This is a genomic window from Candidatus Pantoea persica (genome assembly GCF_013753875.1).
Taxonomy (GTDB): Bacteria; Pseudomonadota; Gammaproteobacteria; order Enterobacterales; family Enterobacteriaceae; genus Pantoea; species Pantoea persica.
Map to the genome: position 1 here is coordinate 68,404 of NZ_SMDS01000022.1, position 14,441 is coordinate 82,844.

Sequence of the window (14,441 nt, forward strand, 5' to 3'; positions counted from 1 at the left end):
GCCTGCCGGCAGGGCAATTTAATGAATCGCGTATCGCGGAGGATAGAATGCTACATCCATTGGTTATGGGTAACTGGAAACTGAATGGCAGCAAGCAGATGACGAGCGAACTGATCGACGGCCTGCGCAAAGCTCTCTCCGGCGTTGAGGGTTGCGGCGTGGCGATCGCGCCGCCAGCGCTCTACCTCGACCAGGCGAAGCACGCACTCTCCGGCAGCCATATCGCGCTGGGCGCGCAGAATGTCGACGTTAACCTCTCCGGCGCGTTCACCGGCGACACCTCCGCTGAGATGCTGAAAGATATCGGCGCGAAATACATCATCATCGGCCACTCTGAGCGTCGCACCTATCACAAAGAGAGCGACGAATTTACCGCGAAGAAATTCGCCGTGCTAAAAACGGCTGGCCTAGTGCCGGTACTCTGCATCGGCGAGACCGAAGCGGAAAACAAAGCGGGCAAAACGGAAGAAGTCTGCGCGCGTCAGCTCGATGCGGTGCTGGAAACGCAGGGCGCTGAGGCCTTCACCGACGCGGTCATCGCCTATGAGCCAATCTGGGCCATCGGCACCGGCAAATCGGCGACGCCTGCGCAAGCGCAGGCGGTGCACAAATTCATTCGCGATCACATTGCAAAGAAAGACGCTGCGGTCGCTGAGCAGGTCGTTATTCAGTATGGCGGCTCGGTGAACGACAAAAACGCCGCTGAGCTCTTTACCCAGCCGGACATTGACGGCGCGCTGGTTGGCGGCGCCTCGCTGAAGGCAGACGCCTTCGCAGCGATAGTGAAAGCCGCGGCGGAAGCAAAACAGGCGTAACGTCCGCGTAAAGCCGGCGGCGGCCTACGGGCCGTGGCCGGTTAGCGCAAAGGCGTGATACGGGCCGCAGGCCCGCGAACAGCAGAGGCGGCGACAGAGCGGCCTTTTTTACGGCTGCAGAATGACGCAGTCGTGATCCTGCAGCTCTTCCGCCGAACCGCGGTTAAGCAGCAACCAGTTACGCTCCAACGCCAGCAGCGCCAGCCCATATTTTCCCATTTCACTGCGTGCATGCGGGATCTCATCCGCCACGCGTATAAAAGCAGCTCTGCTGCGTCAGCTCCGGCAGCGTTAAGGCGCGAACCCAGTAGCGATGCTGTAACACCTTCTCCGCCTGCCAGCGGCTGGAGAGCTGCGGCTTCAGCTGATCCAGCGTGTGACACACGTCGGGACGCAGGCAGGAGATATGAATATGCAGCTGGTTCTGGGTGCGGCCATATTCCGCGTTGATCGCCAGCGACAGCGTGCTGTCAATGATGGGAGCGCCGCGGCGCGCTGCCAGCTGCGCGCGCTCCTGCCAGGAAAAGGCGAAAAAGTTGGGCGTGGCGCGATCAAGCAGCGTCGGGCTTTCAATGCCGGTTATTTTCGCCAGCGGGATAAGCAAATATTGCAGAGGCCCGTTGAGATCTTTCAGCAGCGCATGCCGTGTTGATTATCGACGCGCTGACAGGGCGCGGGCTGCCCCGTTTTACGCTGGTTCGGCCCGCACTTTTCGCTGACGATTTGCCACAGCGCGTCGCTGTTTTTATGAAGGCGAACAGCGGCGGTCACCAGTCCGCCAATCAGAATTAACAGCAGCAGTACAATCAGGCCCAGCGCCCGGCGACGTCCCTGCATGGCAAGGTTCCTCTGTCATCTTTTGTCCGCATCCTCGCCTGGCTTCCGGCGAATGTCACGCACAAAAAAACGGCCAGCGTGCGGGCTGGCCGAGATGACTGCGCTGGCGCGGTTACGGCTTCATCACCTGATCGTAAGTGCCGCCATCCGCAAAGTGCGTTTTCTGCGCCTGCGTCCAACCGCCAAACTTATTGTCGATGGTGAACAGCTTCACCGGCGCGAAGGTGCTGGCAAATTTCTTCGCCACTTCCGCATCGCGCGGACGATAGAAGTTCTGCCCCGCGATGGTCTGGCCCTCCGGCGAGTAGAGATACTTCAGGTAGGCTTCCGCCACCTTACGCGTGTCCTGCGCATCTACCACCTTATCCACAACGGAGACGGTCGGCTCAGCAAGGATCGATTCGCTCGGCGTCACGATATCGGACTTGTCTTTGCCCAGCTTATCGACCACCAGATAGGCTTCGTTTTCCCAGGCGATCAGCACGTCACCGATGCCGCGCTCCACGAAGGTATTGGTTGCGCCGCGCGCGCCGGAGTCCTGCACTTCGACGTTTTTAAACAGCGCCTTGACGTAGGCCTGCGCTTTCGCCTGGTCGCCGTTGTTTTGATCCAGCGCCCAGCCCCATGCGGCCAGATAGTTCCAGCGCGCGCCGCCGGAGGTTTTCGGATTTGGTGTGATCACTGAGACACCAGGCTTGATGAGATCGGGCCAGTCATAAATGTTTTTGGGATTGCCCTTGCGCACCAGGAAGACGATGGTGGAAGTATAGGGTGTAGAGTTGTCTGGCAGACGCTTGAGCCAGTTTTTATCGATGCGGCCGCGCTCGGCAATGGCGTCGACATCCGACTGCAGCGCCAGCGTCACGACATCGGCGCGAATGCCGTTGATAACTGAAGTGGCCTGCTTGCCGGAGCCGCCGTGCGACTGGCGCACCACCACGTTGTCGCCGGTTTCCTGCTTATAGTGCGCCGCGAAAGCTTTGTTGTACTGCTCATACAGCTCGCGCGTAGGATCGTAAGAGACGTTCAACAGCTGATAATCTTTTGCCAGAACGCTGGCGGAAGCCAGCAGAAGGGTAAGTCCAATACTCCACTTGTTCATTATGCGCGCTCCCAATGTCGTTATGCCGGTAGGGTGACATAAACCATTTTAGAGCTAAAAGAATTAAAAATAAGTAGTTATAACAGAGTGAAATAACAATAGCGAAAGCAAGGGCGCGCTCAAATAGCGCGCCCTTTAGCTGTCGATCAGTAGAGTTTTTTCGCAGTTTCCAGCCAGTCGCGTTTAAACGGACGCTTCATATTTTCAATGGCGTCGATGATGTCATGGTGCACCATCTTCTCGTTTTGGATACCGACGCAGCGACCGCCGTAGCCCTGCAGCAGCAGCTCAATCGCATAGGCGCCCATACGTGAGGCCAGGATGCGGTCGTAGGCGCAAGGCGCGCCGCCGCGCTGAATGTGACCAAGCACCGTGGCGCGCGTTTCGCGTTTGGTTTCCGCCTCGATATATTTCGCCAGATCGTCGATATCACAAATGTGCTCGGTAATCGCCACGATAGCGTGCTTTTTGCCTTTGGCGATGCCGGCTTTGATTTCCGACACCAGCTCTTCGCGGGTGTAGGGGATTTCCGGCAGCACGATAAATTCACAGCCGCCAGCGATTGTCGCCGCCAGCGTCAGATCGCCGCAGTAGCGCCCCATCACTTCGACAATGGAGATGCGCTGATGCGATGAGGAAGTATCGCGCAGGCGGTCAATCGCTTCGACCACGGTTTCCAGCGCGGTAAAGTAGCCGATGGTGTAGTCGGTGCCCGCTACGTCGTTATCGATGGTGCCCGGCAGGCCGATGCAGGGGAACCCCATCTCCGTCAGGCGTTTTGCGCCCATATAGGAACCGTCGCCGCCAATGACCACCAGCGCGTCGATGCCGCGCTTTTTCATGTTTTTAATGGCGACCTGACGCGTCTCATCGTTGCGGAATTCCGGAAAGCGCGCCGAGCCGAGGAAGGTGCCGCCGCGGTTGATCATATCCGATACGCTGTAGCGGTCGAGATTGATCATGCGATCTTCATACAGACCCTGATAGCCGTCATAGATCCCAAAAACTTCCAGTCCTTCGCCCAGCGCTGACCGCACAACACCGCGAATGGCTGCGTTCATGCCTGGGGCGTCACCGCCGCTGGTCAATACACCAATTTTTTTGATCATGACAACCTCTGGATTGTTAAAACGAAAAGTTAATCCTGCCTGTCGTGTGCCACTAAGGGGGTAGACGTCATGCGCGACCCGTGATGGCAGATAGTATATCAAAGGCTTGCTGCTGAATTGATTCAGGTCAGACAAGTTTTCACTAAATTTTTTGCAGGAATGTTAGCGCTTAGTCATTTTAAATATATGAAAATGATTCATTCCGGTTAAAAGCCGGGCGAGTTTTGCTGCTCCAATGGCCCTACAGAGCAGGGATCCTGATGAATAATCACGTCCGAACAGGGAAAGCGCCCTTCCAGCGCTTTTTCGACCTGATCCGCCACGTGATGCGCCTGCACCAGCGGCAAATCGTCGTCCAGCTCCAGATGCAGCTGAATAAATTTCGTCGGGCCGGACTGGCAGGTGCGGAGATCGTGTACGCCCTCTATGCCGGGCCAGTTCAGGCGATGGCCAGAATGATCTGGCGCTCCTCGTCCAGCAGCGCGCGATCCAGAAGCGACTGGACCGCCTCATAGCCCATGCGCAGCGCACTGTATAAGATAAAGGCGCCAATGCCTAAGGCAAACAGGGCGTCCGCCCGCCTGAAGCCGTAGCAGCTCAGCGCCAGCGCGATCAGGATAGCGCCGTTCATCACCACGTCTGACTGATAGTGCAGCATATCGGCGTGAATCGCCTAGCTGCGGGTTTTTCGCATCACCCAGTGCTGAAAAGCCACCAGCAGCAGTGTCGAGCAGAGCGCTACCACGGTTACGATCACGCCTATCTGCCGGACGAGGCGATATGCTGGATGCCGGTAAGAAAGAGAAACAGCGCGGACGGAGCCGGAGATAAACATGCCTTGCGCCAGCGCGGCGAGCGATTCCGCTTTATCTTGGCCGAAGGTGTGATCGGCGTCAGCGGGCTGTAGCGCATAGCTCACCCCCAGTAGATTGGTCAGCGAGGCGGCAATATCGACCAGCGAGTCCACAAGACCCGCCAGCAGGCTGACAGAGCCGGTGTACCACCAGGCAAAAATTTTTACGATAAGCAGGCTAGTCGCCAGCAGCGTCGCCGCCAATGCGGCGCATTTGACCAGACGAGCATAGTTGGCTTGCATAGTGCGCTCCCTAAGCCAATGCCGACATGCATTCGAAACAAAAAGATGGTTAAAGTTTAACATCCAGATTGTCGCTGCGCATGAACCTTGCGTCATCAACCGGGAAAGAGAGAAACAGGCGGGGAGAAAAAACACTCCCCGCCCTCAATGAGGACGGGGTATAGTTTCCCCTCAGGGAAACGCACACTTACAGCTTAGCTCGACAATCAGGATGAGCTGCGGCCACCGCCGTGGCTGTTCTGACCGCCTTTTTTGCTAGCTTCAGATGCTTTCTGCAGATTGTCTGAACCACCACGATGTTCTGCCATAACTTACTCCGTTAATATATTCAGGTTGATTTACGTAATGTGGTTACTGCACTCCTTTAATATTCCTGGGATGTGCGCCTTCCTTTCTGCGACAGGATTAAGTTTAGAAGCAAAACGAAAGAACACAAGAAACTCACATTTCATTTAACATATTGATATAAATGTAATTTTATGTGTATCTTAAAATTTTATTGCTTATTATCATATATTTAAACACTTCAGCGTTTCGCTTTATTTATTTAACGCAGCTGCGCTTGAATATATAATACACTGATATAAATGAGCAGCATTTAAAATAAACGAGGCGAAAATAGTATTTATTTGGCCAATTATTTTAGGTATTAAGGAGTTAGTACCCTTTATAAATAAAGTGTTACTGTCCGGCGGATAACGGACGCGGCGGACGGGTATGAAAGGCCTGCGCGCACAACAGGCAAAAAAACCCGCCATCATGGCGGGGAAGACGGGGATGCTGTGTTACTGGTTACTGCTGGTATGATTCACCGCTTGCAGCGATGAAGTAGGCTGCAAATTTGAGAGCTTGTGTAACTCACTGAGACGCCGCTCATAATTCTTTTGCAAAGTCGCTTGCTGGGCGGGCGTTAGCAAGTGGTACATCTGGTTACGAACGCGCGCCATCTCGACATGCTGTTCGACCTGCGCTTGGGCGACTTTTTCAGCCTGTGCGCGGATAGCCGCTTCGTTAAACCGTAATCAAGCCGTGCATACTTTCGATATCGTAGATGCTGACAGGAGAACGTTCATGGCGCACCTGCTGCATGAGGTCTCGCATCTGCTGACGTTGCTCTTCCGTCAGTGCAATACCGTCGAACATGTGGCTTTGCGGATTTTGCGTCATACTGCCTGTCGTCAATCCGCCATGATGCATCTCGTCAATCGCCGTCGTGTCTGCTGCTTCTGCGCTGGCGTGATTCGTGATTGAGAACCATTGCTGAGGGCAAGGACGACGGCGGTTACTGTGCGCATCGTTTACTCCAGTTTTTTTTGCGATTCAACAAGAGCCAGTGTACGGCGATAGCTGCAAACATCCGTCAGGGGGTGTAAAACTACGTAAAGCGTTAGATTGACAAGTCAGGAACACGGTATTTTGCCTGCGGAGGGCAATAAAAAATGAATAAAATCCTGTTGGTTGACGATGACCGCGAATTGACTTCGCTGCTTAAAGAACTATTGGAAATGGAAGGGTTTGAAGTGGTCGTCGCCAGCGATGGCGAGCAGGCGCTTAGCCTGCTGGATAACTCTATCAATCTTCTTTTACTTGACGTAATGATGCCGAAAAAGAACGGCATCGACACACTAAAAGAGCTGCGCCAGCAGCATCAGACGCCGGTCATCATGTTGACCGCGCGCGGCAGCGAGCTGGATCGAGTTCTGGGGCTGGAACTGGGCGCCGACGACTATTTGCCTAAGCCCTTCAACGATCGCGAACTGGTGGCGCGTATCCGCGCTATTCTGCGTCGCTCGAGTTGGAGCAAACAGCAGCAGCAGCACGACAACAGTTCGCCCACGCTGGAAGTGGACTGCCTGCGTCTTAACCCTAGCCGCCAGGAAGCGAGCTTCGACAGCCAAACGCTGGATTTAACCGGCACGGAGTTCACCCTGCTCTATCTGCTGGCACAGCACCTCGGTCAGGTGGTGTCGCGCGAACATCTCAGTCAGGAAGTGCTGGGCAAGCGTCTGACTCCGTTCGACCGCGCCATCGACATGCATATTTCTAATCTGCGCCGCAAGCTGCCTGAGCGCCGCGATGGCCATCCCTGGTTTAAAACCCTGCGCGGACGCGGCTATCTGATGGTTTCGGCGTCATGATAGGCAGCCTGACGACCCGCATCTTCGCCATCTTCTGGTTAACCCTGGCGCTAGTGTTGATGCTGGTATTGATGGTGCCCAAACTTGATTCTCGCCAGATGACCTCGCTGCTCGACAGTGAGCAGCGTCAGGGCACCATGATTGAGCAACATGTAGAAGCTGAGCTGTCGCAGGATCCGCCCAACGACCTGATGTGGTGGCGCCGGCTGTTTCGCGCCATCGACAAGTGGGCGCCGCCCGGCCAACGCCTGCTGCTGGTCACCAGCGAGGGACGGGTGATCGGCGCGCAGCACAACGAAATGCAAGTGATCCGTAACTTTATCGGCCAGTCTGACAACGCCGATCATCCGCAGAAAAAGAAGTATGGCCGCATTGAGATGGTCGGGCCGTTTGCCGTGCGCGACGGCGAAGACAACTACCAGCTCTATCTGATCCGCTCGGCCACCAGCTCGCAGCTCGATTTCGTCAATCTGCTGTTCGACCGCCCGCTGCTGCTGCTGATCGTTACCATGCTGATCAGCTCGCCGCTGCTGCTGTGGCTTGCCTGGAGCCTGGCGCGTCCAGCGCGCAAGCTGAAATATGCGGCGGATGAGGTCGCCAGCGGCAACCTGCGTCAGCATCCGGAACTGGAGTCTGGCCCGCAGGAGTTTCTGGCCGCCGGCTCGAGCTTCAATCAGATGGTCAGCGCGCTCGAGCGCATGATGACGTCGCAACAGCGCCTGCTGTCCGATATCAGCCATGAGCTGCGCACGCCGTTGACGCGCCTGCAGCTCGCCACCGCGCTACTGCGTCGTCGCCAGGGCGAAGGCAAAGAGCTGGAGCGCATCGAAACAGAGGCGCAGCGTCTGGACGGCATGATCAACGATCTGCTGGTGCTGTCGCGCACCCAGCACAAGAACGCGCTGGTCAGCGAGACGATGAAGGCGAACCAGCTGTGGAGCGGCGTGCTGGAGGATGCCAAATTTGAAGCCGAGCAGATGGGTAAACAGCTGGATGTGCCCTATCCGCCCGGCCCGTGGCCGCTCTATGGCACCCCCCATACGCTGGAGAGCGCGCTGGAGAACATTGTGCGTAACGCGCTGCGCTACTCGCATACGCATATCAGCGTCAGCTTCTCGGTTGATATCAGTGGCATTACGGTGCACGTGGATGACGACGGCCCCGGCGTCAGCCCGGAAGATCGCGAGCAGATTTTCCGTCCCTTCTACCGCACCGATGAGGCGCGCAATCGCGAATCTGGCGGCACCGGACAGGGCTTGGCGATTGTCGAAACCGCAATTCAGCAGCATCGCGGCTGGGTGAAGGCCGATGACAGCCCGCTTGGCGGCCTGCGCCTGACGCTCTGGCTGCCGCTTTACTCCTCCGCCCGACAATAATTTGTTATGCTTCGGCCCGTGCTATCGAGGGCCTTATGCTTAACATCGTCTTATTTGAACCAGAAATTCCGCCGAACACCGGCAATATCATTCGTCTCTGTGCCAATACAGGCTTTCAGCTGTATCTGATTGAGCCGCTCGGCTTCGTCTGGGACGACAAGCGGCTACGCCGCGCCGGCCTCGACTATCACGAATTCACCTCCATTAAAAAGCATGAGGGCTACGCAGCGTTTCTGCGCAGCCGAGCAGCAGCGGCTGTTCGCCCTCACCACCAAGGGCACGCTGGCGCATAGCGCGGCGAGCTATCAGGCGGGCGACTACCTGCTGTTTGGCCCGGAAAGCCGCAGCATTAGCCTGCCCAATGCGGTATCGGTGGTGGTGTATGAAGCCTAGCGCCAGCTCAACTATGCGGGCGCGCGGGGCTAAAGCGCGCCAGGCTTAACAGGGGGGCTTTTCTGCCAGCGGCGACTCAGATACCGTCGCCGAACTCAAAGCCCGGCACGGTGCCGTTGAAGTGCTGATCCATATCCATCGAGGGTTTGTCGCTGGCCGGCTTACCGACGATGCGCGCCGGGACGCCCGCCGCGGTGGTGTGCGACGGCACCGGCTGCAACACCACGGAGCCGGCGCCGATCTTCGCGCCGCGCCCTACTTCGATATTGCCGAGAATTTTCGCGCCGGCACCGATCATCACCCCTTCGCGGATTTTCGGGTGGCGATCGCCGCTGGTTTTGCCGGTCCCGCCAAGGGTGACCGCCTGCAGAATAGAGACGTCGTTCTCCACCACCGCCGTTTCGCCGATTACGATGCCGGTAGCGTGATCGAGCATAATGCCGTGACCGATGCGCGCCGCCGGATGGATATCGACGGCGAACGAGACGGAAATTTCGTTTTGTAGATAGACCGCCAGCGCGCGACGCCCTTCGTTCCACAGCCAGTGGCCGATGCGGTACGCCTGCAGCGCATGAAAGCCTTTCAGATAGAGCAGCGGCGTCGAGTACTTATCGACTGCCGGGTCGCGCTGGCGCACCGCCTGAATATCGTGCGCCGCCGAGGCGATCATCGAGAGATCCTGACAATAGGCTTCTTCGACGATTTCGCGAATGGCGATAGCGGGCATAATGGGATTCGAGAGCTTGTTCGCCAGCATATAGCTCAGGGCGCTGCCGAGGTTCTCATGTTTGAGCAGGGTCGCATGATAAAAGCTGGCCAGCATCGGCTCGCAATCGGCCAGCGCGCGCGCTTCCGCTTTGATGTTGTTCCAGACCAGTTCTAATTCATCAGACGACATTGCCTTTTTCTCCCGATAAAAAAAGCGCCTGAATGGCGCTACAGGTGACGACGCTGTGCATCCCGCATCAGCTTGTGCTGTTTTCGTCCTTCCTTGCACGGCCTAACAGGCTCAATGCTGCCTCTCGCGCCGGTTTTCCGCAATAGAGCACCTGATAGATTTGCTCGGTTATCGGCATTTCCACGCCGACTCGCTCAGCTAATACTTTGACTTCTTTAGTATTTTTATAGCCTTCTACAATTTGTCCGATAATGCGCTGCGCGTTGTCGACCGTGTCGCCCTGACCCAGCATCAGGCCAAAGCGGCGGTTGCGCGACTGATTATCGGTACAGGTCAGCACCAAGTCGCCTAATCCGGCCATGCCCATAAAGGTCGTAGGATCGGCACCCAGCGCCGCGCCTAGCCGGCTCATCTCCGCCAGACCGCGGGTGATCAGCGCCGTGCGCGCGTTGGCGCCGAAGCCGATGCCGTCGGAAATGCCGGCGCCGATGGCAATCACGTTTTTCACCGCGCCGCCAAGCTGGACGCCGGTAAAGTCGGGATTGTTATAGACGCGGAAGCTTTTGCCACAGTGCAGCTTCTGTTGCAGATCCTCGGCGAAGGTGGCATCGGTGGCCGCCAGCGCGATGGCCGTCGGCAGTCCCGCTGCCAGCTCTTTGGCGAAGGTCGGGCCGGAGATAACCGCGAGCGGAATCGTCTCGCCGAAGATATCGCGCGCGACATCCTGCAGCAGCCGCCCGGTTTCTCGCTCCAGTCCCTTGGTCGCCCACACGATGCGCGACTCCGCGCGCAGATGTGGCTTAATCTGGGCCAGCACCTCACCAAAGACATGGCTCGGCACCACCACCAGCAGATCGCGGCTGGCCGCAATGACGTTGCCAATATCGGGTTCAAGCGCAAGGTTATCGGGGAAAGGGACGTCGGGAAGAAAAGCGCTGTTGCAGCGCTCGGCCTGCAGCTGCGAGAGGTACGCGGGATTGTGGCCCCACAGCAGCACGGGATTGCCGTTGCGCGCCAGGGTAATCGCCAGAGCGGTGCCGTACGAGCCGGCACCGATGACGCTAATCGAAGCGTGTGTAGACATCAGACATCCCGATGTGATTCGGCACCTTCGCCTTGCTGCTGCAGATAGTTCATGAACAGCGCGTCGAAGTTTACCGGCGCCAAGTTAAGCTGCGGGAAGGTGCCGCGAGACACCAGGCTGGTGATGCATTCGCGCGCATACGGGAACAGGATGTTCGGGCAGTGGGCGCCCAGGCAGTGCGCCATCTGCGTGCCTTCGATGCCACTGATGTTGAAAATGCCCGCCTGCTGAACTTCGCACAGGAATGCGGTTTCTTCGCCGACGCTGGCGGTCACGGTCACGCGCAGCACCACTTCATACACTTCGTCAGCCAGCTGCGATGACGCGGTATCCAGATCCAGCTTCACTTCCGGCTGCCACTCTTTCTGGAAAACCTGCGGCGCGTTTGGCGCTTCGAAAGAGACGTCTTTGGTGTAAACGCGTTGAATCTGGAATTGCATTTCGTTGGTGTTATGTTCTGACATCTGACTAAGCCCTGTGAGTTGAAAAATCCTGCGCCGTTTACGCCTGCAGCAACGGGTCTAATCCTTCACGCGTATCCAGCGCATAAAGGTCGTCGCTGCGCGCTGCGCATCGATGAAAATCTGAGGAGCGGTGGTGCGGCCGCTGCGTTTGATCATCTCTTCGCGTTTCGCCGCATCGCCGTCGATGGGGATCTCCTGAAACGCGATGCCTTTTTGACTTAGCAGCGCCTTCGCCCGCTGGCAGAAAGGACAGGTCGCCTTGGTGTAAATCTCAACGTTGGCCATGTCGCGTTCCTCAGTAAAAAGTTATTTGCCGCGCACCAGCGGGAGGTTGTCTCCGCTCCAGCCGCTGACGCCATCTTTCAGCATGCTCACCTGGTTAAAGCCCGTGGCGCTCATTTTTTCCGCCGATTCGCCCGCGCTCTGGCCGGTCGCGCACACCACAATTATGGGCTGAGCTTTATGCTTTTCCAGCTCGCCGAAGCTGCTTTTTTGATGCCGTCCGTCGCTACGTTCAGCGCGCCCGAGATATGTCCTTTACGGTAATCGTCACGCGACCGCACGTCTACCACTACAGCCTCTTCTTTGTTAATCAGGCGGGTCGCTTCGTCGCGGCTGATAACGTTCACCTAGAAAACATTCCTTTAAAAGTGGTAACAATCACCAAAACCAGTAAAAAGCCCCATGCCAGACTGAGGATGGTGTGATTGCTTGCAAACTGCATAATTTCTTGCATGAGGGGTAACGACTCCAGACCGGGCTAATTAAGCTAAAAACAAGGGTTCTGAGTATACCTGCGCCACTTCTCATGTACAGACGCTAAGCAGCCAGAGTTACGATTTGTGCGTCATTTTCCAAAAAAGTGGCCGTATCGTAAAACTGGCGCAACCCTTACGCGAGATCAAGATAAGAATTAAGAGCGGACATCTTCTGAAAAGGAAAAGCCGCGGCGTGGCGCTGGTAAGCGGCTGTTCATCGTGGAATAATCACTGGCCTATGAAGGGAAAAGCGACTGTTTTAGCCACAAGGACCCGTCACAACGGAACAAAACTTCCGTTGCCTGCACGCCTGTCCGTTCTCTCCTTCAGCCTGCTTTGCGCGGGCATGCTGTTGTTGCCTGCTGCCGCGCGCAGCGCCGACGACAGCAAGACACAGCTCAAATCCATTCAGCAGGACATCGCCGAGAAAGAGAAAAGCGTCAAGGCGCAAAAGCTTGTGTGCAGCAAGCTGCTCGATCAGCTGCAAAGCCAGGAAAAGGTGATCGCCCAGGCGAGCCGCCAGCTACGCAAATCCCGCAACAGCCTGAATGCCCTTAACGGCGAAATCACCCAGCTTACCGCCTCTATCGCGCGGCTTGAAAAGCAGCAGGCGCAGCAGCTGGACGCCGCCTTCCGCCAGGGCCAGCACAGCAGTGTGCAGCTGTTGCTCTGCGGTGAAGAGAGCCAGCGTAGCGAACGCATTCTCGCCTACTTCGGACACCTCAACGACGCGCGTCAGCAGAGCATCGATGCGCTGCAAAAAACGCGTCAGACGCTCGGCGAACAAAAAGCGTCGCTGGTGCAGAAACAGCAGCAGGAGAAGCTGCAGCACGCAAGCGCATCGCGGAAAAAAAACCTGATCGCACTGGAAAGCGCGCTGGAAAAAGATCAGGCCGACCTGGTGGAGATGCGCCAAAACGAAGGTCGCCTGCAGGACAAAATCGCCCGGGTGGAACGCGAAGCGCACGAGCGTGCAGCGCGCGAAGTCGAACGGGTTCGACAGCGCCAGGCGCAGGCGAAAGCCAAAGGCTCCACCTACCAGCCGACGCAGAGCGAACGCGAACTGGTGGCGCACACCGGCGGCCTCGGCCGCGCAGGCGGACAGGCGCTGTGGCCGGTGCGCGGCCGTATCGAGCACCGCTTTGGCGAACAGCTACAGGGCGAACTGCGCTGGAAAGGGCTGGTGATTGACGCGCCGGAAGGCGCCGAAATCAAGGCGATCGCCGACGGCTGCGTGCTGATGGCGGACTGGCTGCAGGGCTACGGCCTCGTGGTAGTGCTGGAGCACGGCAAAGGCGATATGAGCCTGTACGGCTATAACCAGAGTGCGCTGGTGAGCATCGGTGCCCAGGTGAAGGCAGGACAGCCTATCGCACTGGTGGGCACCAGCAGTGGGCGCAGAACGCCATCGCTCTATTTTGGAATCCGACGTCAGGGACAGGCCGCTAATCCACTCCCGTGGTTAGGAAGATAAGTGTTTTTTCAACGTCGCCATCTCGCCAACGCTATCGGCGGCCTGTTGCTCAGCTGCGCTGCCCATGCGGGCAAGCTCGCCATCGTTATCGACGACTTCGGCTATCGTCCCGCTGAAGAGGACAAGGTATTGCAAATGCCCGCCGCGATCTCCGTCGCGGTGTTGCCCAACGCGCCTGGCGCGCGCCAGATGGCGATAAAGGCGCACCAGAGCGGCCATGAGGTGTTGATTCATCTGCCGATGGCGCCGCTCAGCAAGCAGTCGCTGGAGAAAGACACTCTGACGCCGGAGATGAGCCGCGAGGAGATCGCGCGCATCCTGCGCAGCACGGTGAACAACGTGCCTTACGCCGTCGGGCTGAATAATCATATGGGCAGCAAAATGACCTCCAGCCTGCCCGGCATGCAAAAGGTGATGCAGGCGCTCAGCCCGTACAACTTCTACTTTCTCGACAGCATGACCATCGGCAACAGCCAGTCGGTTCAGGCCGCGCAGGGCACGCCGGTGAAGGTGCTGAAGCGCCGTGTCTTTCTGGATGACAGCCAGGAGATTAACGCCGTGCGCCAGCAGTTCTCGCGCGCGGTGAAGCTGGCGCAGCGCGACGGTTATGCCATCGCCATCGGCCATCCACATCCGAATACGGTGCGCGTGCTGCAGCAGATGCTGCCGACCCTGCCGCCGGACATTGCGCTGGTGCGTCCGAGCCAGCTGCTACATGAGCCGCTGAGCGGCGCGGCGCCGTCGGCAAAACCGCAGCCGCAGAAGCCGCGCTTCCAGCCGCCAGGCGTGTGTAAAGGACAACAGCCGCCGGTTCCGGCGACGAAAGCACTTGAGGTAGTGTGGGAGAGCGCGAATCAAGGCATTATTCTGCGTACTTTCAATCAGCTTTTTTGAAGG

General features: G+C 57.5%; 11 protein-coding genes and 6 pseudogenes. 6 read left to right on the forward strand and 11 right to left on the reverse strand.

Features of this window, described 5'->3' with window-relative positions; translation table 11 throughout:
- Nucleotides 1-47 precede the first annotated feature (47 nt).
- Entirely contained in the window at nucleotides 48-815 is a 768-nt protein-coding gene (tpiA, locus tag EIO60_RS14990) for a triose-phosphate isomerase (RefSeq protein WP_258577266.1), read from the forward strand.
- Nucleotides 816-923: 108 nt separating this feature from the next.
- Here tpiA and EIO60_RS14995 read toward each other — a convergent pair.
- The 6 genes and pseudogenes from EIO60_RS14995 to cpxP all read right to left on the reverse strand — a co-directional run bounded on the left by EIO60_RS14995 (nucleotide 924) and on the right by cpxP (nucleotide 6,254).
- Nucleotides 924-1,652, reverse strand: a pseudogene (locus EIO60_RS14995) (CDP-diacylglycerol pyrophosphatase).
- Nucleotides 1,653-1,764: 112 nt separating this feature from the next.
- On the reverse strand, nucleotides 1,765-2,754 hold the full coding sequence (locus EIO60_RS15000; RefSeq protein WP_258577267.1) for a sulfate ABC transporter substrate-binding protein: 990 nt from the start codon (nucleotides 2,752-2,754) through the stop codon (nucleotides 1,765-1,767).
- Between the two features lie 146 nt (nucleotides 2,755-2,900).
- Entirely contained in the window at nucleotides 2,901-3,863 is a 963-nt protein-coding gene (gene pfkA, locus EIO60_RS15005; protein ID WP_258577268.1) for a 6-phosphofructokinase, read from the reverse strand.
- A 206-nt stretch (nucleotides 3,864-4,069) separates the two neighbouring features.
- Nucleotides 4,070-4,959, reverse strand: a pseudogene (gene fieF / locus EIO60_RS15015) (CDF family cation-efflux transporter FieF).
- Nucleotides 4,960-5,165: 206 nt separating this feature from the next.
- Complete coding sequence (locus EIO60_RS15020) at nucleotides 5,166-5,267, reverse strand: KGG domain-containing protein (protein WP_258577269.1); 102 nt, start codon at nucleotides 5,265-5,267, stop codon at nucleotides 5,166-5,168.
- A gap of 477 nt (nucleotides 5,268-5,744) precedes the next feature.
- A pseudogene (cpxP, locus tag EIO60_RS15025) lies at nucleotides 5,745-6,254 on the reverse strand (cell-envelope stress modulator CpxP).
- A gap of 144 nt (nucleotides 6,255-6,398) precedes the next feature.
- Between cpxP and cpxR the strand changes: the two are divergent.
- The 3 genes and pseudogenes from cpxR to EIO60_RS15040 all read left to right on the forward strand — a co-directional run bounded on the left by cpxR (nucleotide 6,399) and on the right by EIO60_RS15040 (nucleotide 8,866).
- On the forward strand, nucleotides 6,399-7,097 hold the full coding sequence (cpxR, locus tag EIO60_RS15030) for an envelope stress response regulator transcription factor CpxR (protein WP_258577270.1): 699 nt from the start codon (nucleotides 6,399-6,401) through the stop codon (nucleotides 7,095-7,097).
- Entirely contained in the window at nucleotides 7,094-8,473 is a 1,380-nt protein-coding gene (gene cpxA / locus EIO60_RS15035) for an envelope stress sensor histidine kinase CpxA (RefSeq protein ID WP_258577271.1), read from the forward strand. Before cpxR ends, cpxA begins: the two co-directional genes overlap by 4 nt.
- Nucleotides 8,474-8,508: 35 nt before the next feature.
- Nucleotides 8,509-8,866, forward strand: a pseudogene (locus tag EIO60_RS15040) (TrmH family RNA methyltransferase).
- 76 nt (nucleotides 8,867-8,942) lie between these two features.
- Here EIO60_RS15040 and cysE read toward each other — a convergent pair.
- The 5 genes and pseudogenes from cysE to EIO60_RS15065 all read right to left on the reverse strand — a co-directional run bounded on the left by cysE (nucleotide 8,943) and on the right by EIO60_RS15065 (nucleotide 12,048).
- Nucleotides 8,943-9,764, reverse strand: a complete 822-nt coding sequence (gene cysE, locus EIO60_RS15045) for a serine O-acetyltransferase (protein WP_258577272.1) — start codon at nucleotides 9,762-9,764, stop codon at nucleotides 8,943-8,945.
- 67 nt (nucleotides 9,765-9,831) lie between these two features.
- Nucleotides 9,832-10,848, reverse strand: a complete 1,017-nt coding sequence (gene gpsA / locus EIO60_RS15050) for an NAD(P)H-dependent glycerol-3-phosphate dehydrogenase (RefSeq protein ID WP_258577273.1) — start codon at nucleotides 10,846-10,848, stop codon at nucleotides 9,832-9,834.
- Complete coding sequence (gene secB, locus EIO60_RS15055) at nucleotides 10,848-11,312, reverse strand: protein-export chaperone SecB (protein WP_258577274.1); 465 nt, start codon at nucleotides 11,310-11,312, stop codon at nucleotides 10,848-10,850. Before secB ends, gpsA begins: the two co-directional genes overlap by 1 nt.
- 37 nt (nucleotides 11,313-11,349) lie before the next feature.
- Nucleotides 11,350-11,597: pseudogene (gene grxC / locus EIO60_RS15060) on the reverse strand (glutaredoxin 3).
- Nucleotides 11,598-11,618: 21 nt separating this feature from the next.
- A pseudogene (locus EIO60_RS15065) lies at nucleotides 11,619-12,048 on the reverse strand (rhodanese-like domain-containing protein).
- A gap of 260 nt (nucleotides 12,049-12,308) precedes the next feature.
- Between EIO60_RS15065 and envC the strand changes: the two are divergent.
- Nucleotides 12,309-13,544 carry a murein hydrolase activator EnvC gene (gene envC, locus EIO60_RS15070; RefSeq protein ID WP_258577275.1) on the forward strand — a complete coding sequence of 412 codons (1,236 nt, stop codon included), beginning with the start codon at nucleotides 12,309-12,311 and terminating at the stop codon, nucleotides 13,542-13,544.
- Nucleotides 13,545-14,438: a divergent polysaccharide deacetylase family protein gene (locus EIO60_RS15075; protein ID WP_258577276.1), complete on the forward strand. Its 894-nt coding sequence runs from the start codon at nucleotides 13,545-13,547 to the stop codon at nucleotides 14,436-14,438.
- Nucleotides 14,439-14,441: the final 3 nt, after the last annotated feature.